The following is a 25,212-nucleotide window of genomic DNA, read 5'->3' on the forward strand; positions in this document are numbered from 1 at the left end:
GCCGCGCAGATAACTTTTCGTCGCGCGGGTGATCAGGTACATCCAGACTTCGTTCCCTGCCGCATGCGCGGCCGGGAGATAATGTGCTGGCATGTCCCAAGGCTTCACGGATGAAGAAAGCGAAGAAGGTGCAACCGGGCGCTCCCGCCCTTGAAAAGGGGCTGGATCTTCTGGAAGCGCTGTCGGCGGAGGCGCGCGGTCTCAGCCAGAAGCAGCTGGCCGAGCGCGTCGGCCGTTCCGTCGGCGAGATCTTCCGCATGCTGGTGGCGCTGGAGCGCCGCGGCTATGTCACGCGCGATCCCGCGACGGGGGAATATACCCTGACGCTGAAGTTGTTCCGGATCGCCTCGCAATTCCCGCCGACCGAACGGCTGCTGAAGGCCGCATTGCCTGTGATGGAGCAGCTTGCCGGCCGCGTGCAACTGTCCTGTCATCTCACCGTTCTGCATGGCGAGCAGTTCATGGTGATCGCGCGGATCGAGCCGGAATGGCTGATGGGCTGGTCGGTCAAGGTCGGCGCGGTGTTTCCGCTGACCCAGCAATATGCATCGGCCAAGGTGCTGGCGGCATTCCAGCTCGAGGGCCGGCGTCAGGAGCTGGCGGACGTCATCGCCGCCAATGATCGGATCAGCGGCAAGAAGGCGCTCGCGGCGCTGGACCGAATCTCGGCGGAGGGCGGCAATTTCTCCAATGACGACGGCTATACCCGTATCCTCGCCTATAGCTGCCCGATCGTCGAAGCTTCGGGCCGCGCCGTCGCCGCGTTGACCGTACCCTTGGTGCGGCAGGACCGCATCCCCGCCAGTGAAGCCGCCACCATCGCCACCGAGTTGCGCGCCGCCGCGAAGATCGTCTCGGAGAAGATCGGCGGCGTGCCTTAACCTACCGTCATTCCGGCATCGACGACCCAGGCGGCGCCATTGACATGCGCGGCGGCGTCGGACGCGAGAAACGCGACGACTTCAGCGATATGCTCCGGCTTCCCGTAGGGCGCGCCGCCGCTTCGGCGTGGCGCGACCGAGCGCTCGCGGGCCTGGTCCTCGAGGTCATGGATCATGCGCGACTCGATCGGGCCGGGCAGGATCGCGTTGACCCTGATCTTCGTGCCGGTCACCTCCAGCGCGGCGGTGCGGGTCAGGCCGAGCACCGCATGCTTGGACGCCACATAGCCGGCAAGGCCGGCGCGGCCGCGGATTGCCGAGGTCGATGCGGTGTTGACGATCGCGCCGCGGCCGCGCGGCATCATCCGGGCCAGCACGTATTTGAGGCCGAGGAAGACGCCCTTCACATTGACCTGCAACAGCCGGTCGAACGTATCATCAGGATATTCGTGCAGCGGCGCGACCACCCCTTCGATGCCGGCATTGTTGGCGAAGACGCCGATCGGGCCAAGCCGCTGCTCGATCGCTTCGACAAACCCCGCGGTCTCCGCCGCGCTCGAGACGTCGGCGCGGATGGCGAGCGCCCGGGCGCCGGCCGCCTCAACCAGGCGCGCCGTTGCCGCGGCCGCCGCTTCATCGATATCGACGATGGCGACCGCCCGGCTGGTCCGGGCCAGCGCGAGTGCGATCGCCCGGCCGATGTCGCCGCCACCGCCGGTGACGAGCGCTACGTCGCCGTTCATGATTTCAGGAAGTCGCAGCCGCCTTCCTCCAGCGGACGCCATGCTTCGCCGGGCGGGATGGTCTTGATCAGCTTGTAATAGTCCCAGGGATATTTGGACTCTTCCGGCTTCTTGACCTCGAACAGATACATGTTGTGCAGCTTGCGGCCGTCGGCGCGAACGCTGCCCTTGCCGAACAGGGGATCGTCGGTCGGCAGCTTCTTCATCTCCTGCACCACCGCCTTGCCGTCGCCGGAGGCGCCGAGCGCGTCGACGGCCTTGAGGTAATGCAGCGTGGCGGCATAGACGCCGGCCTGCAGCGCGGTGGGGTAACGGCCGTTGTTGCGCGGAGCGAAGCGCTTGGCCCAGGCGCGGGTGTCATCGTTGAGATCCCAGTAGAAGGACTCGGTGAACTGCAGGCCCTGCGCCACCTTCAGCCCCAGCGAATGCACGTCGCTGAGATAGAGGACGGTGGCGACCACGCGCTGGCCGCCCTGCGGGATGCCGAACTCGACCGATTGCTTGATCGAATTGATGGTGTCGCCGCCGGCGTTGATCAGGGCAATGACCTCGGCCTTCGAGGCCTGCGCCTGCAAGAGGAAGGAGGAGAAATCCTGGGTGTTGATCGGCGTGCGCACGCCACCCACGACCTTGCCGCCAAGCTTCTGCACCACATTCTTGATGTCCGCCTCCATCGCATGCCCGAACGCATAGTCGGCGGTCAGTGTGAACCAGGTCTTGCCGCCGCTGCCGACGACGGCCCGCGTGGCGCCCGACGACAGCGCGTAGGTGTCGTAGGTCCAGTGCACGAGGTTTGGCGAGCACGCCTTGCCGGTGAGGTCGGACGAGGACGCGCCCGATACCAGGAGCGTCTTGTTGTTCTGCTGCACGACGTTGCGCACCGCCAGCGCCACCGCGGAATTCGGCGCGTCGATGATGGCATCGACATTGCTACGATCGACCCATTCGCGCGCGATGTTGGCGGCGAGATCGGCCTTGTTCATGTGGTCGCCGCTGATGACCTCGATCGGCCTGGTCATCTTGTGCGGGGAGGCCTGAAAGTCCTCCACCGCCATCTTCGCCGCCAGCAGCGATCCGGGCCCGGTGACGTCGGCATAGAGGCTCGACATGTCCGTGAGCACGCCGAGCCGAAGCGGCCCGGGCTCCTGCGCCTGGGCACCCAGGCTCGTGAAGCCCAATGCCATGCCGCCGAGGCCGGCCAGCAGCCGGCGACGGTTCAACGAAACATACTTTATCATATTCAAAACCCTCCCATGTATGGTCCGAGCTCACGCGCGGATGTGTGCGCCCGCGCGTGCTTTGCGCGCGGGTCGATGTTGTCGTTCACGGAATCAGCCGCTCGATGAGCCGCCGGTCTTCGACCTCGAAACCGCCGCCATAGACCTCCGACACCATGAAATGCGCGCCGAGGATCTCCGGCTGGAGATCGGCGATCGGGTCGTATTCGCTTGCGTGCAGCGTCATCGAAGCGCGGCCGGGTTGCGGTGCGGAATATTTCAGCGGTGTGCGGCGATAGGCGATATCGGCATAGGCCGTCTCCAGGCGCTCCGGATGCGGCAACCGGCGAACATGGATTTCGCCGGCGGGCAGTTCGTCGCCGTCAACGATGCGGACGACCGGCGCCTTCGGATCGGGCGTAAAGGAAAAATTCGCCAGCGGGATGCCCCGCCGCCTGACCGAGCCATTGATCGAGCCGTCCGGCTGCTCATTGAAGCTGTAGTGCGCGTCCTTCTTGGTGTAGCCGAAGACTTCCCGGCCGGCGCAGATGCCCATCGGGTCGCTGCAATACATGAAGATGTGCGTCTCGGTGAACAGGCCCTTGTAGCGCACGGGCACGGTGATCATCAGGTCGAACATCTGCCCGGCATGCACCGCCAGCGAATGGCCCGGCGACACCATGAAGCGGAAGGCGACGCGGTCGCTCGCGATCTCGAACGGGGTATCCGCGAGCAGGCTCGCCACTTTGCCGGGGGCGACGCGGGTCATGATCTCGACCGTCCGCAACGTGCAGCCCCATTCCACCGGATAGGCCGGCGAGTAGGGTGGATTGACCCCGCTGTTCGGCTTCAACCGGTAATCGCCGAACATGCGGCGCCGGGGATCGTTCGGGTCGGTGATCGGGTCGGTCATCTGGGCTTGCTCTCCATCGGCGGCATGCTCATCGCATGGCGCCCGCTTGCGTGTTCCGCATCAAGACCTTCTGCTGGTCGCCCATGACATGGGCGTGGAAGGCCATCGCGGCGTCGGACAGATCGCTCTCCGGGGCATGTTCCGGCGCGAAGTTGTTGTAGCGGTCGACCCCGCGCACCAGCGTGGCGCTGTCATTCGTGCCCACGACCTGCCGCACATGGGTCGGCAGATAGCGGATCGCAAAGCCGATCCGGCGCTTCGCCGACGGGTTGGGGTCGCTGCCATGGATCAGGCGGACGTGGTGCAACGACATCTCGCCGGGCTGAAGCTGCAGCATCACGGCCTTGCTCTCGTCGACATCGACCGCGATCTCCTGACCGCGCGTCAGCAGATTGTCAGCGGCAAAAGTGTCGCGATGGGCGATTTGCTCCAGCGTCTGGGTGTCGGGAATGACGCGCATGGCGCCGTTCTCGGCGGTGCTCTCGGACAGCGCGACCCATGCGGTGACGATATCGGCGGGGTCGAGGCCCCAATAGGTCGAGTCCTGGTGCCAGGAGACGAAGCCGGGATCGCGCGCCTCCTTGATGAAGAAAGTGGAACTCCAGCAGAGGATGTCGGGGCCGATCACGCTCTCGACTGCGTCGAGAATGGCCGGATGCCGGATCAGCCCATCGAGCCAGGTGAACAGCAGATGACTCTTGTGCCGCATCGATCCCTTGAGCGCGCCGTGCGCGGCCTCATGCGCCTCCAGTCGCTTGCGAATGCCTTCGACCTCGGCCGCGGACATGACCCTGATCGGGGCGTAGTAGCCGTGCTCGCGGTAGTGGGTGATCGCAGCTTCCGACAGCAGGGCCATGGTTTCCTCATTTCATATATGGTTATTTAGTTCCATATATGAAATCAAATTTCCCACCCGAGTCAAGCCGCGTCGTGGCGGTTCCGCAGGGTCCGATTGCGTCCGAACGAGACCAGACGCGTTCCTTCAGAAAGCGGTTGCCAGCGGCGCCGGGCGACGAAAAAATGAAGCCAAATCGGTAAGAAAAGGAGCGCTCCGCCATGCGTGTCAAAGACAAGGTCTGCGTCGTGACGGGAGCGGCTGGTGGTATCGGCGAGGCCGTGGCGCGGGCCTATGCCGAGGCTGGAGCGCGCGGTGTCGTCGTCGCGGATCTCAAGACGACGCGCGAGCGGCTCGCGAGCGTCGCCGGCGATATCGATGGGCTGGCGGTCACCGCCGATGTCGGGCTGGAAGAGGACATCAAGGCGCTGGTCGCCGCGGCGGAGGCAAAATATGGCCCAGTCGACGTCTTCTTCTCCAATGCCGGGCTGTCGCGCAAGGGACAGGAGACGGCCGCCGATGCCGACTGGGACGTGAGCTGGCGCGTGCATGTGATGAGCCACGTGTTCGCGGCGCGGGCGCTGGTGCCCGGCATGCTCGAGCGCGGCTCCGGCTATCTTCTCAACACGGCGTCGGCCGCGGGTCTTTTGGCCTCGCTGAACTCGATGCCGTATGGCGTGACCAAGAACGCCGCAGTTGCGCTCGCCGAGCATCTTGCGATTCAGTATGGCGACCGCGGCATCCGCGTCTCCGTGCTGTGCCCGCAGTCGGTGCAGACGGGCATGACCACGCCGGGGCCGAGCGCGGCGCGGGTCGATGGCGTGATGCAGCCGGCCGAAGTCGCGCGCATCGTGATCGAAGCGATGGAGGAAGAACGCTTCCTGATCCTGTCGCACCCGCAGGTGCAGGAATACATGCAGCGGAAGGCGTCGAGCCGCGACCGCTGGCTTGCCGGCATGCGCCGCCTGCGCGACCGGATCTACGGCGCGCCGTCCTCGGCGTGAACGTTTCCAGCCGTCATTGCGGGCGCAGCGAAGCAATCCATAGCGCCTCTCGCGGAGATATGGATTGCTCCGTCACGGTCGCTCCTCGCAATGACGGATTTACGCATTCTTTGATGGCGCGAATTCTTTTAGCAAGCCCATATAGTTCTTCGCGCCTGGAAACGCGTAGGCGCCACGGCGCGAGGTCGTAAGCTTCAGCCCGATCAGCGCCTCGGCCTGCTTCACAGCGGCAGCGACGCCGTCGATGACGGGCACACCGAATTTTTTCGACAAGACGGCCGCAAGATCGGCCATGCCGGCGCAGCCCAGCACGATCGCCTCCGCGCCCTTTTCCAGCGCCCGCTCGATTTCAGCGCAAAGCTTTTCCTGCGCACCGGAGCCAGGCTTTTCCAGATCGAGCACCGCCACATCGCATGCCGTCACCGAGACTCGTTCGGCGAACCCATAGCGACGCACCAGCTCTTCCAGCGGCACGACCGAGCGCGGCAACGTGGTGACGACAGCGATGCGCTTTGCGAGCTGGCCCGCAGTGATGAGCGCCGCTTCGCAAATGCCGATCACCGGAAATGGCGCCGCCGATCGCGCCGCATCCAATCCGGTGTCGTCGAAGCAGGCAATGATCCCGGCATTCGCATCCTGTGCGTTCAACAGCGCCTGGACCAGGCCCGGCACGGCGAAAGCCTCGTCGTAGTAGCCCTCGATCGAGACCGGCCCCATCGCCGAGGTGACGGCGGAGATCTCGGTGCCGGGCGACGCTGCAGCGCGCGCTGCGGCGGCGATGGTCTCGGTCATCGTGATGGTGGTGTTGGGATTGACGATCAGGATTCTTGTCGGTGCCATGACGTTATCGTAACCCGGATCAAGCTGCGTGGCAAAATGGGTCACGCCCCGTGACCTTCCCGACGGAGACCTTTCTCAACGAGCCTGTGGCTGTGTGCGTGCCGCTGTGGCATGCTCGACGCGACTTCCTCATGCCAAGTTGCACAGGGTCCCAACCTAAGGAGGACGGCCATGGTAACTTACGTCGTGCTGGCGAAGTTCACCGATCAGGGAATCCGCAGCGCCAAGGAGTCTCCGAAGCGCGCGGAAGCTTTCAAGGAGATGGCAAAGACGTTCGGCGTGAAGGTGAAGGAGATCGTCTGGACCCAAGGGCGATACGACATCGTCACCTTCATCGAAGCGCCGGACGAATCGTCCGCCATGTCGCTCAGTCTGAGCCTCGGCGCGCTCGGCAATGTTCGCAGCGAAACGCTGCGGGCATATTCGGCGGCCGAGATGACGAAGATCGTCGGCAACATGCTCTGACGATCGCAAGGCGCTGGGTGCCGTGCGGCGACCTACTGCTGGGCACGGTCCTCGAGCAGGTGATCCTTGACCAGGCGCACGGCGCCCCGCCGCCACGAGTAATCGGCGCCCATGCGAAGGCCGCTGTCGGCCCGCGAAACGATGGCGCTGGTCCGGGCGTCGCGGACTTGAAATCCGATCGTGTACTCGGTGCGGCTGACCCGCCGCACCACGCCGATCAGCGATTGATCCGCGCCGAGCTTCAGGGCGATGCCGGCCTCGCAGCCGCCGCAGTCTCGCAGCGTATGCGACTTGACGGCGTCCGCGTTCGTATCGCCGATCTCGATCGTGCGGTAGCGACCCGATTGCGCGAACAGTTCGCGTACGCCGCTGGTGACGTCGGCCAGTTGCGCGGTATCCGAAGCCGTGACGCCGCTGGCCGCAGCGGCCGCGGTGGTATCTTCCAGCTCGAAGTCGAACACCGCAAGCGCGATCGGTGCCTGTGCAGCCGCTGGAGAGGCCGATAGCTGCGACGCCAGCGCTGCGCGGACGTCGCGGGACAGGAAGCTCTCGGCGCGATCCCACGCCTCGTCATTGTCGCCGCGAAACGAGTAGCGCCGTTCGAACAGGACCCGGTTGGCGCCAATGTCGATGACCGCCGCGGTCGCCCATTGGACCAGGGTACTCATCTTCTGAACGCCGCCGGTGATCAGGATGTTGGCGCCGCCTCGTGCGGCGGCCTCGATGCGCTCGGCGGGCGTTGCCCGATCGTCCGTCGCGGGCGGGATGAGACGGTAGCGTGCGTCGGCCTCGACATCTCGTCGGAGCGCGGCCATGAACGCCTGCAGGCGCTTTTGATGGGCGGCGGTCTGATCGGTGGGCTCGCCCGAGGTGTCGAGATAGCCGAACTCTTCAATCGTGACGCCCAGGGTCTGGGCTGCCGGCACGCTGGTGGTGGCCGCACCGGCAGAGCCGCAGCCCAGCAAGAGCCCAAATAAGGTGACGGCGTGCAAACCAAGACGGGATCGGTGCATCGGCGGACCTTTCGGTGATCATCCAAGCTACCAGACTATGCCTGCCGGACGATGGAATCCACCCACGCCGCAAACGCATCGAGCACTTCGTCCATCACTTCGCGGTCGTTGCGGCCCGACCGCGCCAGCACATGAAACGAGTGATCGGCTTCCTTCACGAGATGCAGCGTCGCCAATGAGCCGAGTTCCTTGAGCACCGGCTCGAGCAGCTTCAATTCCGCCAGCGCATCGCGCGTGCCCTGCAGGAACAGCATGGGGATTTGGACATCCGCAAGATGCGTTGCCCGTTCGCTGGATGGCTTTCCGGCCGGATGCAGCGGGAAGGCGAGAAACACCAGGCCGCGCACGCCGGCAAGCGGCTTGATCGCCTGCGCCTGTGAGGTCATCCGCCCGCCGAACGATTTTCCGCCGGCAAAGAGCGGCAGATCGGCGCATCGCTGCGCGGCTTCCGCCACCGCAGCGCGCACGGCGGCATGCGCAACGCCCGGCGGGTCAGGCCGCTTGCTGCCCTTCTCCATGTAGGGGAACTGATAACGCAGCGTCGCGATGCCACGCGCGGCAAGGCCAGCGGCAATCACTTCCATCGAGGCATGCGTCATGCCGGCGCCCGCGCCGTGGGCAAACACGTAAATGGCGCGCGCCTGCGGCGGGCGCAGCAGCAGCGCCGAAACCGCGCCGGCGTGTTCGACCTCGATCTTGAGGGACTGCGTATCGGTTGTCATCGTCCTGGTATGTAGCCCGGGTGGAGCGCCAGCGTAACCCGGGACCGCTCGTCGACGCAGAGGTCCCGGGTTGCGCTGCGCTTCACCCGGGCTGCGAAGCTACTGCCAATCTCGTCGGGTGCAGACCGCGCGGCGAATGAGACACTTCGCCACAAATGGTCGCGGGACATCGGCGACAGATTGTGCCAAAAGCTGAAAATGCTGCATCATACGCCACTTATCGCGACCATTGTTGCAGGGCTTGGACTGGCTTTTGTGTTCGGTGCCTTGGCCCAGCGGTTCCGTCTTCCACCGCTGGTCGGCTATCTGCTCGCCGAAGTTGCGGTCGGTCCCTTCACCCCCGGCTTCGTCGCGGACCAGTCGCTGGCAACGGAGCTGGCGGAACTAGGCATCATCCTGCTGATGTTCGGGGTGGGCCTGCATTTTTCTCTCAACGATCTGCTGTCTGTCCGCGCCATCGCACTGCCTGGCGCCGTGGTCCAGATCGCGGTTGCGACGCTGATGGGGCTTGCGCTCGCGCTGGCCATGGACTGGACGATCGGGGCCGGCCTCGTGTTCGGGCTCGCATTATCGGTCGCCAGCACCGTCGTGCTGCTTCGCGCGATGCAGGAGCGCCGGTTGATGGATACCGATCGCGGCAAGATCGCCGTCGGCTGGCTGATCGTGGAAGATCTGGCGATGGTGCTCGCGCTCGTGCTGCTGCCGGCACTTGCGAGCGTGCTCGGTGGCAATGGCGATGCGCAGACCGTCGGTCCGCTCGCAGCGCGCCTTGGTCTTGGCCTCACCGGCACGTTGCTGCTCACGGTCGCCAAGGTCGGCCTGTTCATCGCCCTGATGCTGGTGGTGGGACGCAGGCTCATTCCCTGGATCCTGCATTACGTTGCGCATACCGGTTCGCGCGAATTGTTCCGGCTCGCCGTGCTGGCGATCGCGCTCGGCGTTGCGTTCGGCGCGACCAAGCTGTTCGACGTTTCGCTTGCGCTCGGCGCCTTCTTCGCCGGGATGATGCTGACGGAATCCCCGCTCAGCCAGCGCGCGGCGCAGGAGTCGCTGCCGCTGCGGGACGCTTTTGCGGTGCTGTTCTTCGTTTCCGTCGGCATGCTGTTCGATCCGATGAGCGTGGTCCGCGAACCATGGCCGCTGATCGGCACGCTCTTCATCATCACGATCGGCAAGTCGGTTGCGGCCTTCCTGATCGTGCTGGCGTTCCGGCACCCGGTCTCCACCGCACTGACGATCTCCGCCAGTCTCGCCCAGATCGGCGAGTTCTCCTTCATCCTGGCGGAGATTGGCGTTGTGTCCAATCTGCTCCCAAAGGAAGGTCGCGACCTGATCCTGGCCGGATCGATCCTTTCGATCATGCTCAATCCGCTGATCTTCGCAGGCGTGGACTGGCTGATACCGCGCCTTGATCGAGGCGGGGCGTCGCCCGAGACGGCTGCTCCTCCCGCCCGCGAAAAGATCCCGGTCACGGGCCTGACCGGTCATGCGATCCTGGTCGGCTACGGCCGGGTCGGAAACATCGTCGGCAACGCGATGAAGGAGGCGGGCCAGCCGTTCCTTGTGATCGAGGATGCGGATGCGATCGTCAGCGGGCTCAAGCAGAAAAGCATCGAGGCGATCATGGGTAATGCGGCCCGCGCCGACGTGCTTGCCGCCGCCAATCCGTCCGCGGCCCGCTACCTGGTGGTCGCAATTCCCGAGGCGTTCGAAGCCGGGCAGATCGTGCAGCAGGCGCGCGCGGCCAATCCGGACATCCGGACCATCGCCCGCGCGCATTCGGACGCCGAGGTCGAGCATCTCGCGCGACTGGGCGCAGATACCGTCATCATGGGTGAGCGCGAGATTGCACGGGCAATGATCGAAAGCCTGCAGCGTGAGCCGCAAGCGCGAGAGATGGAACCAGACGACGCTCCGACTATAATCGCCCGGCACGATGTTCCAAACGCGCCGGCAGATCGCTAGTATGCCGCCGTTGCGCGTGGGGACGCAGGCAGCAGTAAGAGGATCGGAATGGGCGCGAGTTCTCTGGCGGAGCTGAAGCGGATCATCGAAGGCGAATCCACCGATGGGATCCACTTGTTGAACAATCCGAAGGACAACCCGATCTGTTCGCTTTCTTACGATGAAAGCATTTCCTGCATCGCGGTGGTGTGGCGGAAGTACGCGACCAGCGCCCAGCTTCGCTTCATCCATGAGATCATCCTGGGCATGCTCACGCAGCACGCCGCCGACAGGATCCTGGGCGATGATTCGGACTTGCCGATCGTCCATGCGGAAGATCAGAAGTGGATCGTCGAAGACTGGCTGCCGCGAGCGCGGGCGGCAGGCTTGAAGGCTGTGGCCACAGCGGTATCGCTGACCTTCTTCGGGAAGGTCTCGATAGGGAGCATCCATTCGAAATTGGCCAAACAGATTGCGATCAAGGATTTTCACAACATCCACTCGGCGCGCACGTGGCTCGGCAGCCTAAGCCCGCAGCAATTGGCGTAGCCGCGCTGAATTTGGTCGATCCGGCGCTTAGATAGCGCAGCGGCCGCAGCGCGCCCGCGAACGCTCAGCGGAGCGGGACGATCTTCGCCTGTGCCTTGGCCCGTTCGTTGACCGTCTTCGACGGCACCAGATGCGGTGCATCCGCGCCGCGGTTGCAGGCGACATCAATGAAGCGCTGCATCAGTGGCGGCATGCTACGATCGCGCATCGCAATCATGAGCCAGCTCTCGGCGTCGATGCCTGCGATCGGGCGACTGGAAACGCCCGGTATCGCCATGCACGTATAGCACTCAGGCAGCACGGCAATGCCGAGGCCTGCGGAGACGAGGCCGAGCACGGTGTTGAGCTCGCGCGCTTCCTGCTGGATGCGCGGCGTGAAGCCGGCCGCGCCGCACAGCGTCATCAGATGTTCATGCATGCCGCAATTGACGACAGGTTCGACGCCGACAAACGGCTGATCGACCAGCTCGGTCATCTCGACCGGTGCGGCCGACGCGGCGAGCCGATGGGTCGACGGAAAGAACAGCCGCGAGCGGTCGCGCCATAACGGCATCAGCTTGATATTCCGGTTCTTCTGCAGCACGGCTGGCGGCCGCAGGATGCCGAAATCGATCTGGTCGTCAGCGAGGGCCGCGAATTGCGAGCCGGTTCCCAGGTGCTGCAATTCGATCTGCACATCGGGATAGCGGCTGCGGAAGGCGCGCAGCATCTGTGCGAAGGCTTCACGCATTGGAACTGAGCTCGTGAACGCGAGCCGGATGGTGCCGGCCTCGCCGCGGCCGGCACGCCGCACCGCCTCGGTGGTCTGCTCGAGCTGCTTCACCGCGCGACGCGCATTGTCCAGCAGCACTGCGCCGGCCGGCGTGAGTTCGACCTTGCGCCGATTGCGGCTGAACAGTGCCGTTCCGACCTCGGCCTCGATCGCCTTGATCTGGATGCTGAGCGGCGGCTGGCTGATGTTCAGGCGTCGGGCGGCGCGGCTGAAGCTGAGCTCTTCGGCCACCGCGATGAAATAGCGAAGCTGGCGATAATCCATCCTCTTATAGTCAAAACGTATAGCCGGGCTGTCAATATCATATTGGACGAAATGGCTCGGTCGCGCGTACATCGGCGGCAAGCAACGAACAATCCGAGTGGCAAGGGAGCGAGGCGATGATTGGATTCCAGATCTGCAAACGCACGCGCAAGGTCGATGCGGGCACTGTCGCGAAATTCCGCGAGCTGCCGGTCGCCAATATCAGCGATTCCATGTCGCGGATGACTGCGGGCGGTGCGGCGCTGCGGCCGATCCATAAGGAAGGCGTGCTCGCCGGTCCGGCCTTCACGGTGAAGACACGTCCCGGCGACAATCTGATGGTGCACAAGGCGATCGACATCGCCGAACCGGGCGATGTGATTGTGGTCGACGGCGGCGGCGATCTCACCAATTCCCTGATCGGCGAGATGATGGCGGCGCAGGCCGAGCGGCGCGGCGTCGCCGGCATCGTGATCTACGGCGCGATCCGCGACTACGATACGCTCCATGCCGGCACTTTCCCGGTCTATGCCGCCGGCGTTACCCATCGCGGACCCTACAAGGATGGTCCGGGCGAGATCAACGTGCCGATCGCGATCGACGGCATGGTGATCGCGCCTGGCGACCTGATCGTCGGCGATGGCGACGGCATCGTCTGCGTGCCCTTCGATGTCACGGCCGAGGTGCTGAAGGCGACCGAGGCCAAGCATGCGGCCGAGATCAGGCAGCTCGCGTTGATCAAGGAGGGCAAGCTCGACCGCGCCTGGGTCGATGCGGCGCTGACCCGGCTCGGCTGCAAGATTGACGTTTGATCGCGACGTCGCACGCGACGTTCGCAAGGGAGTATGCCGTGTTTGCTTTTTCCGGATCGGTCCACCCGAACAACTGTTCGTGTTGCGGGGACCCGCTGGCCTTCCAGGCGGTGATGGCTTCGGGTGGGTCTTCTCACTTTTCGCCTCCGACGAATATCGAAGCGACCGAAGGGCTGCGCCGGGCACAGGCACCGAGCGGACTGATCATCGATTGCCACGGCCATTACACCACGGAGCCGCGGGCGCTGCTCGACTGGCGCAAGCGGCAAATCGCGGCGATCGGGGATCCCTCGCAGATGCCTTCGGTCGACGCACTGAAGATCAGCGACGACGAGTTGCGGCAATCGGTCGAGGGCGCGCAACTGCGGCTGCAGCGCGAGCGCGGCACGTCGGTGACGCTGTTCTCGCCGCGGGCCTCGGGCATGAGCCATCACATCGGCGACGCCGCAGTCAGCGAGGCCTGGTCGCGGATTTCGAATGACCTGATCTATCGACTGACAAAACTCTATCCGAAGAATTTCATCGGCGTCTGCCAGTTGCCGCAGTCGCCCGGCGTTGCGCCGAAGAACTGCATCGCGGAGCTGAAGCGCTGCGTCGAGGAGCTCGGCTTCGTCGGATGCAACCTCAATCCGGATCCAAGCGGCGGCTATTGGAAGGACCCGCCGCTGACCGACCGCTGGTGGTATCCGCTCTATGAGAAGATGGTCGAGCTCGACGTGCCCGCGATGATCCATGTCAGCGCCGCCGCCAATCCAGTCTTCCACACCACCGGCAGCCATTACATCAACGGCGACACCACCGCCTTCGTGCAGTTCCTGATGTCGGATCTGTTCAAGGACTTTCCGACGCTGAAACTGATCATCCCGCATGGCGGCGGCGCCATACCCTATCATTGGGGCCGCTACCGCGGCATCGCGCAGGACCAGAAGCGGCCACCGCTGTCCGAAAGCGTGCTGAAGAATGTGTTCTTCGACACCTGCGTCTATCACCAGCCCGGCATCGACCTGCTGACGAAGGTGATCCCGGCCGAGAACATCCTGTTTGCTTCAGAGATGGTCGGCGCGGTGAAGGGCATCGATCCCCAGACCGGCTTCAGCTACGACGATACGCGGCGCTACATCGATGGCTCGCCGCTGCTGAGCGCAGACGAGAAGCGCGCGATCTTCGCCGGCAACGCGCGGCGCGTGTACAGCCGCATTCCCGCTGAATTCTTCAACTGAGTCAGGGATAGCTAGTGATCACGGACTCGCAGGTTCATCTCTGGGAAGCGCATCGTCCCGATCGGCCCTGGCCGGCCGAACAGATCGGCAAGCCGTCCTTCGTTGCGGTCCCGGGCGCGCGGCCGCATCGGCCCGAGCCGCTCGGCGCCGACGAATTGATCGGGATGATGAACCGCACCGGCGTCGACCGCGCGGTGATCGTGCCGCCGTCGCCGGTCGGCGATTCCAACGATACGGCGCTTGAAGCTGCGCAACGATTTCCGGAGCGTTTCGCGGTGATGGGCCGTTTCAATCCGGATGAAGCCGGCGCGCGCGAACGGCTGCAGACTTGGCTCGACCAGCCGGGGATGCTCGGCATTCGCATGACCTTCTACAAGCCGCAATGGGCACGCTGGCTGGAGCCCGGCGCCATCGAATGGTTCTGGTCCGACTGCCAGCGGCTCGAGATTCCGCTGATGGCGCTGGCGCCTGGCCTGCTCAAGGAGATCGCGGCGCTGGCCGCCCGCTATCCCGGTCTCACCATCATCCTCGACCACATGGCGCGGCAGAGCGCACTGCGCGATCAAGCCTGTTTTGCCGATCTGGACGAACTGCTCGCGCTGGCAAAGTTTCCAAATGTCGCGATCAAGGCGAGCTCGTTGCCGTGCTACACGGACAGCTCCTATCCGTTCGCCAGCCTGCGACCCTATTTGCAGCGAACCTTCGAAGCATTCGGTGCCGATCGCATCATGTGGGGATCCGATCTCACGCGTCTGCCGTGCTCCTATCTGGAATGTCTCGACCACATGCGGCGCGAGCTTCCGTTCCTGACCGACGGCGATCGCAGGCAGGTGCTCGGCGGCACCGCCGCGGCGCTGCTGCGCTGGCCCGAAACCGGTGGCGCCGTCAAACCAGCAACATCGAACGAGGCCCGCCCGTGACAGACCAGATCGACCGACGCACCGTCCTGTCGCTGCTTGCCGGCGCCACGCTATCGCCCGGCTTGACCGGAATGGCGCGCGCGGCCGGCTATCCCGAGCGGGCGATCCATGTCGCGGTGCCGTTCTCGGCAGGCGGCGCGGTCGATATCGTCGCGCGCACCGTGATGCAGCAGGCCGGCCCGCAGCTCGGCCAGCCGATCGTGATCGAGAACCGGCCCGGCGCCAGCGGCAACATCGCGACCGCCTTCGTCGCCAAGTCCGATCCCGACGGCTACAATGTCCTGATCGCCGCCAACAACCTCGCGACCAACGAGGCGCTGTTCGACAGCCTGCCCTTCAACGCGGAAAAGGACCTCGAGCCGGTCGCCCTCGTCGGATATTCGCCTCTGATCCTGGTGGTGCAGCCGCAATTCGAGGCCAAGACCGTCAAGGACATCGTCGACATGGCCAAGGCATCGCCGGACAAGCTCACCTTTGCCTCCGCCGGCACCGGCACCTCGGGCCATCTCGCGGCGGAGATTTTCAAGCAGGTGACCGGCATCCAGGCGCTGCACGTGCCGTACAAGGGCGGCGCGCAGGCGATGGTCGATATCATCGCCGGCCGCGTTTCCTTCATGTTCGTCGATCCCGTGCAGGGCATGCCGCAGATCCGTGCCAACCAGCTCCGGCCAGTCGCGGTCAGCTCGCGCGAGCGGCTGGTGCTGCTGCCGGATGTCCCGACGGTCACCGAGGCCGGTTTTCCTGGCGTCGAGGCCACCGTCTGGTGGGGCTTCCTGGTTCCCGCCCGCACGCCCAAGGAGATCGTGACGCGGCTGAACAAGGAGATCGACCTTGCGCTTGGCGATCAGAAGGTGAAGGACAGCCTTCGCGAGATGGGCGCCGTTGTCAAAGGCGGCACGCCCGAGGATTTCCGCGCCTTCATCAAGTCCGAGACGGAACGCTGGGGCAACATCATCCGCACCGCCAAGATCAAGGCGGAGTGATCGGCTCCTGCGGGCGAGCTGGACCTCGCCCCGCTTGCGGGAGAGGGGGCCGGCTAGAGCATTTTCGGTTCTGATTGAATCAGAACCGAAGCTCTAGATTCTTGTTTTGACGCGTTTTCTTCACGCGAACCGGTATCCACTTCGCTCGAAAACGCTCTAGCAGCGCGGCTCAACAGCCGCGGCAGATGCTGCGCAGGCTTCGATAGACTTCCTCGTCATCCCTGCGCATCTGCTGCAACGCCTCCATCGGCTTATTGTCATAGACAGGTTCGGGCTTGCGCTTTGCCTCTAGCGCCGCGGCCTGCCGCTCGTAGCAGGCTTCCCGCTCGGCTTTCGCCTGGATGAACCGGCACTGCTCCACCGCGGCTGATGCGGGAGCGACGCCGACCGTGACCCCGAGGGCTATGAGGATGAGGAGTTTCAATGTTGCCTGTCCTTTGCCGGCCTGTTGTCCCAGTTCCGTGAAGCGCGGGCAACATCAACTTTGCGCGCGAGCCATTTCCTGGCCAGGCATTCTTTGCTAGCCACTTGTTACGATAACGAAGTCCTTCAGCCGGCCTTGCCGGCGGCCTAGGGCCGGGAAGCAAACGTGCCAAAGACTATCGAAGAACCCGCGCGGCGCGTGCCGATCTATGGCGAATATGAAGTCGCGGTGCTCGGCGGCGGGCCCGCCGGGATTGCGGCGGCGGTTGCCGCGGCGCGGGCCGGGCGGCGCACGCTCCTGATCGAACGCTACGGCTTTCTCGGCGGCATGGGCACCGCCGCCGGCGTGACCAATTTTTGCGGGCTCCATGCCAATGTCCACGGACAAGCGCATCGGGTGGTGCAGGGCGTCGCCTCCGATTTGCTTGATCGGATCGATCGCCTCAATGGCCTGAACAAGCCGCACCTGATCCACGGCAAGATCCTGGCGCAGGCCTATGACACCGCGGCCTACAAGATAGCGGCCGACGATCTGCTGGCGAGCCACAAGGTCGATATCCTCTTCCATGCGCTCGGCCCCGGCGTGGTGATGGATGACGAGCAGCGCATCGGCGCGCTGATGGTCGAGACCAAAGCCGGCCGCCAGGCGGTGCTGGCCAACATCTTCATCGATTGCTCCGGCGACGGCGATCTCGCGGCCTGGGCCGGTGCGCCGTACGAGGTCGGCGATACCAAGGGCAGCATGCTCTATCCATCGATGATGTTCCGTCTCAACGGCATCGATCCGGAGAAGGCAGGCGATGCCTGGCGGACGATCCCGGCGCTGATGGACCAGGCGGAGGCCGCCGGCACCCACAAGTTTCCGCGCAAGTCCGCAATCGTGCGGCCGCAGCGCTCGCCGGTCGAATGGCGGGTGAACTTCACCCAGCTCGCGCGCGAGGACGGCACCGCCATCAATGGTCTGGAGCCCGATGATCTCACCCGCGGCGAGATTGACGGCCGCCGCCAGGCGATCCGGGCCTTCGAATTCCTGCGCACGGTGCCGGGCTTCGAGAACTCCTACATCGTCGACCTGCCGCCGCAACTTGGCATCCGCGAGACAAGGCGTGTGGTCGGTGGTTACAAGCTTAGCGGCGAGGATGTGCTCGGCTGTGCTTCGTTCGAGGATTCCATCGGCGTCAACGGCTGGCCGATCGAGGCCCACGTCGCCGGCGATGTCATCTTCAAGTTCCCGCCGATCCCGGAATCGCGCGGCTTCAACGAACTGCCCTATCGCATGCTGGTGCCTGAAGGCGTCGACAATCTTCTGATCGCCGGGCGCTGCGCCTCGATGACCCATGAGGGACAGTCGGCGGCGCGGGTCTCCGGCGCCTGCTTTGCGATGGGCGAAGCCGCGGGCTCGGCGGCCGCGCTTGCGCTGTCGGGCAATACCAAAGCGCGCGACATCGCGGTGGAGAGACTGCAGCAAGGACTGAAAGAACAGGGCGCCTTCATCGGGCGCGACCAGGACGTGCCTGCCGGATTGTAAGGAGGAGACGGGATGAAGCGTTTTGCGCGGCTTGCGCTTGCGGGCCTGCTGGCACTGACGGCGAGCGGGATCGCGCGGGCCGATGAGCTGCTGAAGGCCAGGATCGGCGTGCTCCGGCTGTCGTCCTCGGCGCCGGTGTTCATCGCGCAGGACAAGGGCTATTTCCGCGAGGCCGGGCTCGATGTCGAGCTGAAATTCTTCGACGCCGCGCAGCCGATCGCGGTCGCCACCACCTCGGGTGATGTCGATTTCGGCGTCACCGCCTTCACGGCAGGGCTCTACAATCTCGCCGGCAAGGGTACGCTGAAGGTGATCGGCGGCATGAGCCGCGAGAAGGCCGGTTATCCCCTGATCGGCTATTTCGCTTCCAACAACGCCTATGCGGCCGGGCTGAAGACGCCGAAGGATCTTGCCGGCAAGCGCGTGGCGGTCACGCAGGTCGGCTCGAGCTTTCACTATTCGCTCGGCCTGCTCGCCGACAAATACGGCTTCAAGCTTTCGGAGGTGAAGCTGGTGCCGCTGCAGTCGCTCTCGAACGCCGCCGCTGCGCTGAAGGGCGAAACCGTCGATGCCGCGCTGCTGCCGGCCCCGACCGCGCGCCCGCTGATTGAAACGAATGGTGCGAAGCTGCTCGGCTGGGTCGGCGACGAGACGCCCTGGCAGCTCGGCGCCGTGTTCGCCTCACCGAAGACGCTTGCCAACAAGGCGCTGGTGACGAAATTGCTCGCGGCCCTGCTCAAGGCGGATCGCGAATATCACGATGTGATCCTGGCTGCGATCAAGGACGGCAAGGCGCCGATCGATGAGAAGACCAGGCCGCTGCTCGAGATCATCGCTAAATACACCAACCTGCCGGTCGAGCAGGTGGTTGGCAATTGCGCCTACATCGATCCCGACGGCAAGCTCGACGTCAAGAACGTCGCCAACCAGATTTCCTGGTTGCAGGAGCAGGGCTTCGTCGACAACGGTTTTGACGCGGACAGCATCATCGCAAAAGAATATGTGAAGCCGGATTGATGGACCTCATCGCCGACCATATCAGCCACCGCTTCGACACGCTCGCCGTACTCAACGACGTCTCGTTCACGGTACGCACGGGCGAGGTGGTTGCGATCGTCGGCCCCTCCGGCTGCGGCAAGAGCACGCTGCTGTCGATCCTCGGCGGCCTGTTGCAGCCGAGCGGCGGCGCGGCCGAGCTGCGCGGCGCGCCGCCAAAGGACAGCCTCAATCCGCTGACGTTCGTGTTCCAGGATTTTGCCCTGCTGCCCTGGTGCACGGTGGAAGAAAACGTCGCGTTCCCGCTCGGGCACACGGCGCTCGGTGCAGCGGAGCGCCGCGCCATCGTCGACGACGCGCTGCGCCGCACCGGGCTCTCGGATTTTCGCCGCACCTATCCAAAGCAACTTTCCGGCGGCATGCGCCAGCGCGTCGGCATCGCGCGGGCGCTCGCCGTGAAGCCGGCAATCCTGCTGATGGATGAGCCGCTGTCGGCGCTGGACTCGCAGACGCGTGAACTCCTGATGGAGGATTTCGTCCGCCTGCTCGCCGATGGTGCGATGGGCGCGGTCTATGTCACGCATAATCTGGAGGAAGCGGTGCGGCTTGCCGACCGCATCGTGGTGCTGTCGCGCCGGCCCGGGCGCATTCGCAAAGTCGTGCCTATTACGACGACGCGCAGCGAGCGCGGCGACAGGAACGCACGCGAAAAGCTGCTGGTGTTGCAGGACGAATTATGGTCGCTGATCCGTGAGGAGGCGATCGATGCCGAGCGCGAGGTCCAGCATGCTTGACCGCGCGCCATCAGAGACGCCGTCAGACATCGACACCAGATCGCGGCCGGTCGAATTTCGCGGCGCCGGCTTCACACCGCGCGCGGGCCGCGCGTCGGGCTGGATCGCTCTCGCGCTTATCGTCGCGCTGTGGCAGCTCGCCGGCAGCGCCGGATGGGTCAATCCGCTGTTCCTGCCGGCGCCGTCGGCGATCGCGGTCGCAACCTACAAGCTCGCGATGTCGGGCGCGCTCTGGCAGCATCTCGGCTGGTCGGTGATGCGGATCGGCACCGGCTGGCTGCTTGGCACGCTGGCCGGCGTCATCGTCGGTTTCGCGATCGGCCTGTCAACGCTGGCGCGTGGCGTCGGCATCACCTTTATCTCCGCGCTGTTTCCGATCCCGAAGATCGCGCTGCTGCCATTGTTGATCCTATGGCTCGGGATCGGCGAAGAGCCGAAGATCGCGACGATTGCGCTCGGGGTGTTCTTCTCCACCGCAATCTCGGTCTATAGCGGCGTCGATGCGGTGCCGCGCAATCTGATCCGCATGGCACAAAGCTTCAACGTGCCGTTCCACGCCATCGTGCGCCGCGTGATCTGGCCGGGCGCGCTGCCTTCGATCCTGGCCGGCTTCCGCATCACTGCATCTGTCGCATTGCTATTGGTGGTGAGTGCGGAGATGATCGGCGCGCAGTACGGCATCGGCGCCTTCGTGCTGCAGGCCGGCAATCTGATGCAGACAGATCAGTTGCTCGCCGGCGTCGTGATCCTGTCGCTGTTCGGATTGGCAGTGGGGAAACTGATTAGTTTGTTGGAGGCAAAGCTGCTGCACTGGCGGTAAGTGGCGCGGCCGTCATTCCGGGATGGTCCGAAGGACCAGACCCGGAATCTCGAGCTTCCGGGTTCGATGCTACGCATCGCCCCGGAATGACGAATTCAATTTCACGCATTCCCGCGGTCTTCGCGGAACAGATCGAGCTTCTGCTGCACCGGACGGTCGGAGAAGCTGAACAATACCGAATCCACATCCGCCTCATGCGTGACCCAGCGCCAGCTCGGCACCACAAACAGATCGCGCGGACCCCATTCGAAGGTCTGCTCGCCGATCCTGGTGCGGCCCTTGCCCTCGATGGCGGCGAACACGGTGGCGTCGGTTGAGCGATAGCGCGCGGTGGTGAAGCCCTTAGGGATGAGCTGGATGAAGGTGCCGATGGTCGGCATCGCGTAATCGCCGGTTTCGGGATTGGAGAATTTCAGCTTGAGGCCGTGGCAGGCGTCCCATTCATCGCGCGCCTTGGCCTGCTCCAGTGCCTCGCGGGTGTAGCTGTAGGGATAGTTGAAGATCGGCGACGTCTTCGAGGTACGTTTCTGATCGACCGGCAGCAGGTTGTGACCGTAGCGCGCAAAACTGTCGCCGGCGGGCTTGGTGATCTGCTGCTGGTCCTCCTTCGCGCCCTCGGCGAACGAGGCGTCGAAGAACTGCACCATCGGGATGTCGAGCCCGTCGAGCCAGAACATCGGCTCGCTGGTCTCGTTGGAATGGTCATGCCAGGTCATCGACGGCGTGATCACGAAATCGCCGGGGGACATCGCGGTGCGCTCGCCGTCGACGGACGTATAGGCGCCCTTGCCCTCGAGCACGAAGCGCAGCGCCGACTGGCTGTGGCGATGGGCCGGGGCGATATCGCCCGGCACCACCATCTGCACACCGGCAAACAGCGACGTCGTGATCTTCGATTGGCCGCGCAGGCCCGGATTTTCCAGGACCAGCACCCGCCGCTCGGCTTCCTTCGCTGTGATCAGCTTGCCGGCCTCGTTCATGTAGTCGCGGATCTGATCGAACTTCCACAGATGCGGGCGGCAGGCGCTCCTCGGCTCCGGCGTGATCAGGTCGTTCATCACGTTCCAGAGCGCAGAAAGATTTTGGCCGTCGATCTTCTTGTAGAACGCCTCGCGCTCCGGCGTCTTCTGCACGGCTTCCATGGCAAGCCTCCCGTTCATTTCTGTCTTGTTCGCTAATTGACAGCATACTGACAATATGGCTAGCGTCAACACGAGCAAAACCAGAAAACATCAGGGGAGGTTCCGATGAAGCTGCACGGGTACTTCCGCAGCAGCGCGTCCTATCGGGTGCGGATCGCGTTGAACCTGAAGGGGCTCACCGTCGAGCATCTGCCGCATCACCTTCGCAAAGGCGAACAATGCGCTCCGGCCTATCTTGCGATCAATCCGCAAGGGCTGGTGCCGACATTGGAAAGCGACGCGGGCGCGATCCTGACCCAGTCGCTCGCCATCATCGAATGGCTCGATGAAACCCATCCCGAACCGCCGCTATTGCCGGAGGATTCGCTGCAGCGCGCAAAAGTCCGCGCCTTCGCACAGGCCATCGCCTGCGACACCCATCCCGTGCAGAATCTGAAAGTGCTGGCGCGGCTGCGTCAGCTCGGCCTGCCGGAAGACAAGGTGGCGGAATGGGCGGCCTGGGCCAACCGCGAGGGGCTTTCGGCCTGTGAGATATTGGCCGCGGGGGAAGCCGGGCCGTTCTGCTTCGGTGCTGCACCGACGCTGGCCGACCTCTGCCTGGTGCCGCAGCTTGCCAATGCGCGGCGCTTCGGCGTCGATGTCAGCGCTTTTCCGCGGCTGCTCAAGGCGGAAGCCGCGGCGAGGGAATTGAAGGCGTTTGCCGACGCCGCTCCGGACAAGCAAGCCGATGCCGAATAGCAAGCAGAGCCCGATCACCATGGACGCGGTCTATACCGCGCCCGGCTATCTGTTCCGGCGGATGCAGCAGATCGCGGTCTCGATTTTCATCGAGGAGTGCAGGCAGTTCGACCTGACGCCGGTGCAATATGCCGCGCTGATTGCGATCCATACCCATCCCGGCATCGATGCGACGCGGCTCTCCGCCGTGATCGCGTTCGACCGCTCTACGCTCGGCAATGTGATCGAGCGGTTGCAGAGCAAAGGTCTGATCGAGCGCAAGCCCGATTCCGGGGACAAGCGCGTCAAGCTGCTCACGCTAACCAAGCAGGGCGCTTCGCTCTTGCGCGAGATCATGCCTTTGGTTGACCGTGCGCAGGCGCGGATGCTGCAGCCGCTCAAGCCTTCCGACCGCAAGATGCTGCTGGCGCTGCTCGCGCAGCTCGTCGATCTCAACAACGAGGCCTCGCGCGTGCCGCTGCGCGCCGAGGATGCCCTCGAACATCTCGGGAAGTTGGGCTGATGGCGAAGGACAAGCTTCCAGTCCTGATCGCAGGCGGCGGCATCGGCGGTCTTGCCGCGGCGCTCGGGCTTGCGCAGAAGGGCATCGGCTCGATTCTCTTGGAAAAGTCCGCCTCGCTCGGCGAGATCGGTGCCGGCATCCAGCTCGGCCCGAACGCCTTCCATGCCTTCGATTATCTCGGCGTCGGCGAGGCTGCGCGGCGCATGGCCGTCTATATCGACCAGCTCCGCCTGATGGATGCGCTCACCGCCGAAGAGATCACTCATGTCGACCTGCGCGAGCCGTTCCGGACGCGGTTCGGCAATCCCTATGCCGTGGTGCATCGCGGCGATCTTCACGGCGTGTTCCTGCGTGCCTGCCGCGAGCATGAGCTGATCGAGCTGCGTGTCAGCAGCGAGGTGATCGGCTACGAGCAGGATGGTTCCTCAGTCACCGCACGGCTCGCCAATGGCGGGCGCGTTACGGGCAAGCTCCTGATCGGCGCCGATGGCTTGTGGTCGAATATTCGCAAACAGGTCACATCAGATGGGCCGCCACGGGTGTCCGGCCACACCACCTATCGTTCGGTGATCCCGACCGAACAGATGCCGGCGGATCTGCGCTGGAATGCGGCGACGCTGTGGGCCGGGCCGAAGTGCCACATCGTGCATTATCCGCTGTCCGACTGGAAGGTGTTCAATCTCGTCGTCACCTACCACAACGACGCGCCGGAGCCGGTCGCGGGCAAGCCGGTCAGCGACGAAGAGGTGCTGCAGGGCTTTCGGCACGTCCATGCACGTGCGCAAAGCATCATTCGTCACGGCAAGAACTGGCGGCTCTGGGTGCTGTGCGACCGCGATCCGAACGAACGCTGGGTCGACGGCCGCGTCGCGCTGCTCGGCGATGCCGCGCATCCGATGCTGCAATATTTCGCGCAAGGCGCCTGCCAGGCGATGGAGGATGCGGTGTGTCTGTCACACATGCTATCGCACCATGATGACCACGTGGTGGCGCTGGAGCATTACCGTGCGCAACGCTTCCCGCGCACCGCGCAGGTACAATTATGGTCGCGCGCGATCGGCGAGCACATCTATCATCCAGCCGGCGAACATGCCCGCCTCCGCAACGCCATCATGAGCGCGAAGACCTCGGAGGATTACTATCGCGATCTCGCCTGGCTCTATGGCGGCACGGGATTGGCTGCCTGATCCTCTCGCCTCACGGCGTTTTCAAGCCGTTCTCTGGCTCCGAAACAGTCGCGCGCCTGATCCATAGCGCGATCGAGCCACTCAAGATCGTCGCCACAGGGAAACCAGCCCGACCTTGCCAGCGCATAATCACCCGGGTCTCGCGCGAACTCGATGCCACGCGGCAATCGGGTGGGCAACTCGCACGACAGAGTGCGCGGATAATCACGGACACGCCATTCGGGACGATGGGTCGGAAAGAACGCCAGGCAGCCTACGCCGAACGCGTCCGCCAGATGCACCATCCCCGTGTCAGTCGAGATTATCCAGCGTGCATGACGGACAACGCCGCACAGATCAGCGAGCGTAGCACAGGGCTCCAGATGAATGACGTCGCGGCGGAGCGCATCGGGCACGGTGCCTTGCGTCACCACGGGCCCGAGCGCAAGCGCGCGCCGGAGGATCTGCGCGTGGATCTCCTCCGGCATGTCGCGCAGTCGCATCGACGCCTTCGGGCAGACCAAAATATAGCCGCTCGGCAACGCAGGTCGTATCGTTCTGACCCGCGATGCCAGCCAGCTATTCCGCCGCCAGCCTGCCGGCACCTGCTCCGGCGCCACGCCGAGGCGCTGCAGGAAGAAATCGATCATAGACCTGCACTGGAACTCCGGATCGAAGGCAAAGTCGCGGATGTCGATGACGCGTGTGACCGCCTCACCCGGATCAAGCGGTCGATCAGGCGTGGCAAATTCCCAGGCAAGCGTCTTGATGTCGGCGAAGTCGGCGGCGGCATGGATGGCTTCGACCATGCCAGGGAGGCCAGGAAGCCGGAACAATAACGGCCGCGGGGGCATGGCGCCAACCAGGATCGCCACATGGAGCGCCTGCAGGCCGACGATCGCATCGCCCATCGCGCGTCCGAAGCCGTTCAGAATGGCGACATTGACCAGCGCCGTCATTTCAGCGCGACCGTGCGGGATCGCATTCGTCGCCGATATTGTCCGCCCGTTCTGCACCACGCTCACCG

27 protein-coding genes are annotated in these 25,212 nt (G+C 64.5%); 16 read left to right on the plus strand and 11 right to left on the minus strand.

Annotation, left to right across the window (positions count from 1 at the left end; translation table 11 throughout):
• Nucleotides 1-110 precede the first annotated feature (110 nt).
• Complete coding sequence (locus I6F35_RS20615) at nt 111-881, plus strand: IclR family transcriptional regulator (protein WP_225119495.1); 771 nt, start codon at nt 111-113, stop codon at nt 879-881.
• Here I6F35_RS20615 and I6F35_RS20620 read toward each other — a convergent pair.
• The 4 genes from I6F35_RS20620 to I6F35_RS20635 all read right to left on the minus strand — a co-directional run bounded on the left by I6F35_RS20620 (nt 878) and on the right by I6F35_RS20635 (nt 4,610).
• Entirely contained in the window at nt 878-1,624 is a 747-nt protein-coding gene (locus I6F35_RS20620) for an SDR family NAD(P)-dependent oxidoreductase (RefSeq protein WP_225119496.1), read from the minus strand. The genes I6F35_RS20615 and I6F35_RS20620 overlap by 4 nt on opposite strands.
• Nucleotides 1,621-2,808 (minus strand): ABC transporter substrate-binding protein, encoded by a 1,188-nt coding sequence (locus I6F35_RS20625; RefSeq protein ID WP_225119572.1) that lies wholly within the window; start codon nt 2,806-2,808, stop codon nt 1,621-1,623. The genes I6F35_RS20620 and I6F35_RS20625 overlap by 4 nt, the downstream gene beginning before the upstream one ends.
• A gap of 139 nt (nt 2,809-2,947) precedes the next feature.
• Entirely contained in the window at nt 2,948-3,754 is an 807-nt protein-coding gene (locus I6F35_RS20630) for an acetoacetate decarboxylase family protein (RefSeq protein WP_225119497.1), read from the minus strand.
• A 28-nt stretch (nt 3,755-3,782) separates the two neighbouring features.
• A complete protein-coding gene (locus tag I6F35_RS20635; protein WP_225119498.1) occupies nt 3,783-4,610 on the minus strand; it encodes a phytanoyl-CoA dioxygenase family protein in 828 nt (275 codons plus the stop codon).
• Nucleotides 4,611-4,810: 200 nt separating this feature from the next.
• Here I6F35_RS20635 and I6F35_RS20640 point away from each other — a divergent pair, with 200 nt between their 5' ends.
• The gene (locus I6F35_RS20640; protein WP_225119499.1) at nt 4,811-5,593 is read left to right on the plus strand and encodes an SDR family oxidoreductase; all 783 of its coding nucleotides are present in this window, start codon (nt 4,811-4,813) and stop codon (nt 5,591-5,593) included.
• A gap of 99 nt (nt 5,594-5,692) precedes the next feature.
• On the opposite strand, the gene I6F35_RS20645 is transcribed toward I6F35_RS20640, so the two are convergent.
• On the minus strand, nt 5,693-6,433 hold the full coding sequence (locus tag I6F35_RS20645; protein ID WP_225119500.1) for an aspartate/glutamate racemase family protein: 741 nt from the start codon (nt 6,431-6,433) through the stop codon (nt 5,693-5,695).
• Nucleotides 6,434-6,604: 171 nt separating this feature from the next.
• Here I6F35_RS20645 and I6F35_RS20650 point away from each other — a divergent pair, with 171 nt between their 5' ends.
• Nucleotides 6,605-6,898: a GYD domain-containing protein gene (locus I6F35_RS20650; RefSeq protein ID WP_225119501.1), complete on the plus strand. Its 294-nt coding sequence runs from the start codon at nt 6,605-6,607 to the stop codon at nt 6,896-6,898.
• 32 nt (nt 6,899-6,930) lie between these two features.
• Here I6F35_RS20650 and I6F35_RS20655 read toward each other — a convergent pair whose 3' ends face one another.
• Both I6F35_RS20655 and I6F35_RS20660 read right to left on the minus strand, forming a co-directional pair.
• Nucleotides 6,931-7,911: a DUF3280 domain-containing protein gene (locus I6F35_RS20655; protein ID WP_225119502.1), complete on the minus strand. Its 981-nt coding sequence runs from the start codon at nt 7,909-7,911 to the stop codon at nt 6,931-6,933.
• Nucleotides 7,912-7,946: 35 nt separating this feature from the next.
• Nucleotides 7,947-8,633, minus strand: a complete 687-nt coding sequence (locus I6F35_RS20660; protein ID WP_225119503.1) for an alpha/beta family hydrolase — start codon at nt 8,631-8,633, stop codon at nt 7,947-7,949.
• Nucleotides 8,634-8,831: 198 nt separating this feature from the next.
• Between I6F35_RS20660 and ybaL the strand changes: the two genes are divergently transcribed.
• Entirely contained in the window at nt 8,832-10,598 is a 1,767-nt protein-coding gene (gene ybaL / locus I6F35_RS20665; protein ID WP_225119504.1) for a YbaL family putative K(+) efflux transporter, read from the plus strand.
• A 48-nt stretch (nt 10,599-10,646) separates the two neighbouring features.
• A complete protein-coding gene (locus I6F35_RS20670; protein WP_225119505.1) occupies nt 10,647-11,126 on the plus strand; it encodes a hypothetical protein in 480 nt (159 codons plus the stop codon).
• A 64-nt stretch (nt 11,127-11,190) separates the two neighbouring features.
• Here the strand turns inward: I6F35_RS20670 and I6F35_RS20675 are convergent, their stop codons facing one another.
• Nucleotides 11,191-12,162, minus strand: a complete 972-nt coding sequence (locus I6F35_RS20675; RefSeq protein WP_225119506.1) for a LysR substrate-binding domain-containing protein — start codon at nt 12,160-12,162, stop codon at nt 11,191-11,193.
• Between the two features lie 116 nt (nt 12,163-12,278).
• Here I6F35_RS20675 and I6F35_RS20680 point away from each other — a divergent pair, with 116 nt between their 5' ends.
• The 4 genes from I6F35_RS20680 to I6F35_RS20695 all read left to right on the plus strand — a co-directional run bounded on the left by I6F35_RS20680 (nt 12,279) and on the right by I6F35_RS20695 (nt 16,076).
• Nucleotides 12,279-12,953 carry an RraA family protein gene (locus tag I6F35_RS20680; RefSeq protein WP_225119507.1) on the plus strand — a complete coding sequence of 225 codons (675 nt, stop codon included), beginning with the start codon at nt 12,279-12,281 and terminating at the stop codon, nt 12,951-12,953.
• 200 nt (nt 12,954-13,153) lie between these two features.
• Nucleotides 13,154-14,173, plus strand: coding sequence for an amidohydrolase family protein (locus I6F35_RS20685; RefSeq protein WP_225119573.1), 1,020 nt, complete (start codon nt 13,154-13,156; stop codon nt 14,171-14,173).
• 14 nt (nt 14,174-14,187) lie between these two features.
• Entirely contained in the window at nt 14,188-15,093 is a 906-nt protein-coding gene (locus I6F35_RS20690) for an amidohydrolase family protein (protein WP_225119508.1), read from the plus strand.
• Nucleotides 15,090-16,076 carry a tripartite tricarboxylate transporter substrate binding protein gene (locus tag I6F35_RS20695; protein WP_225119509.1) on the plus strand — a complete coding sequence of 329 codons (987 nt, stop codon included), beginning with the start codon at nt 15,090-15,092 and terminating at the stop codon, nt 16,074-16,076. Before I6F35_RS20690 ends, I6F35_RS20695 begins: the two co-directional genes overlap by 4 nt.
• Nucleotides 16,077-16,245: 169 nt before the next feature.
• Here the strand turns inward: I6F35_RS20695 and I6F35_RS20700 are convergent, their stop codons facing one another.
• Nucleotides 16,246-16,500 (minus strand): hypothetical protein, encoded by a 255-nt coding sequence (locus I6F35_RS20700; protein WP_225119510.1) that lies wholly within the window; start codon nt 16,498-16,500, stop codon nt 16,246-16,248.
• Between the two features lie 165 nt (nt 16,501-16,665).
• Between I6F35_RS20700 and I6F35_RS20705 the strand changes: the two genes are divergently transcribed.
• Genes I6F35_RS20705 through I6F35_RS20720 form a run of 4 tightly spaced genes read left to right on the plus strand, consistent with a single transcriptional unit; the run spans nt 16,666 to nt 20,637 of the window.
• Nucleotides 16,666-18,027 (plus strand): FAD-dependent oxidoreductase, encoded by a 1,362-nt coding sequence (locus tag I6F35_RS20705; RefSeq protein WP_225119511.1) that lies wholly within the window; start codon nt 16,666-16,668, stop codon nt 18,025-18,027.
• Between the two features lie 12 nt (nt 18,028-18,039).
• Nucleotides 18,040-19,044: an ABC transporter substrate-binding protein gene (locus tag I6F35_RS20710; protein WP_225119512.1), complete on the plus strand. Its 1,005-nt coding sequence runs from the start codon at nt 18,040-18,042 to the stop codon at nt 19,042-19,044.
• Nucleotides 19,044-19,817: an ABC transporter ATP-binding protein gene (locus I6F35_RS20715; protein ID WP_225119513.1), complete on the plus strand. Its 774-nt coding sequence runs from the start codon at nt 19,044-19,046 to the stop codon at nt 19,815-19,817. Before I6F35_RS20710 ends, I6F35_RS20715 begins: the two co-directional genes overlap by 1 nt.
• A complete protein-coding gene (locus I6F35_RS20720) occupies nt 19,810-20,637 on the plus strand; it encodes an ABC transporter permease (protein ID WP_225119574.1) in 828 nt (275 codons plus the stop codon). Before I6F35_RS20715 ends, I6F35_RS20720 begins: the two co-directional genes overlap by 8 nt.
• 101 nt (nt 20,638-20,738) lie before the next feature.
• Here the strand turns inward: I6F35_RS20720 and gtdA are convergent, their stop codons facing one another.
• Entirely contained in the window at nt 20,739-21,779 is a 1,041-nt protein-coding gene (gene gtdA, locus I6F35_RS20725; RefSeq protein ID WP_225119514.1) for a gentisate 1,2-dioxygenase, read from the minus strand.
• Nucleotides 21,780-21,884: 105 nt separating this feature from the next.
• Here gtdA and maiA point away from each other — a divergent pair, with 105 nt between their 5' ends.
• Genes maiA through I6F35_RS20740 form a run of 3 tightly spaced genes read left to right on the plus strand, consistent with a single transcriptional unit; the run spans nt 21,885 to nt 24,206 of the window.
• Nucleotides 21,885-22,517, plus strand: coding sequence for a maleylacetoacetate isomerase (maiA, locus tag I6F35_RS20730; RefSeq protein ID WP_225119515.1), 633 nt, complete (start codon nt 21,885-21,887; stop codon nt 22,515-22,517).
• Nucleotides 22,507-23,019, plus strand: a complete 513-nt coding sequence (locus tag I6F35_RS20735; RefSeq protein ID WP_225119516.1) for a MarR family transcriptional regulator — start codon at nt 22,507-22,509, stop codon at nt 23,017-23,019. The genes maiA and I6F35_RS20735 overlap by 11 nt, the downstream gene beginning before the upstream one ends.
• The gene (locus tag I6F35_RS20740) at nt 23,019-24,206 is read left to right on the plus strand and encodes a 3-hydroxybenzoate 6-monooxygenase (protein WP_225119517.1); all 1,188 of its coding nucleotides are present in this window, start codon (nt 23,019-23,021) and stop codon (nt 24,204-24,206) included. The genes I6F35_RS20735 and I6F35_RS20740 overlap by 1 nt, the downstream gene beginning before the upstream one ends.
• On the opposite strand, the gene I6F35_RS40535 is transcribed toward I6F35_RS20740, so the two are convergent.
• Nucleotides 24,179-25,210, minus strand: coding sequence for a glycosyltransferase family 9 protein (locus tag I6F35_RS40535; RefSeq protein WP_225119518.1), 1,032 nt, complete (start codon nt 25,208-25,210; stop codon nt 24,179-24,181). The genes I6F35_RS20740 and I6F35_RS40535 overlap by 28 nt on opposite strands.
• Nucleotides 25,211-25,212 lie beyond the last annotated feature (2 nt).

The organism is Bradyrhizobium sp. BRP22 (assembly GCF_020194175.1).
Taxonomy (GTDB): Bacteria; Pseudomonadota; Alphaproteobacteria; order Rhizobiales; family Xanthobacteraceae; genus Bradyrhizobium.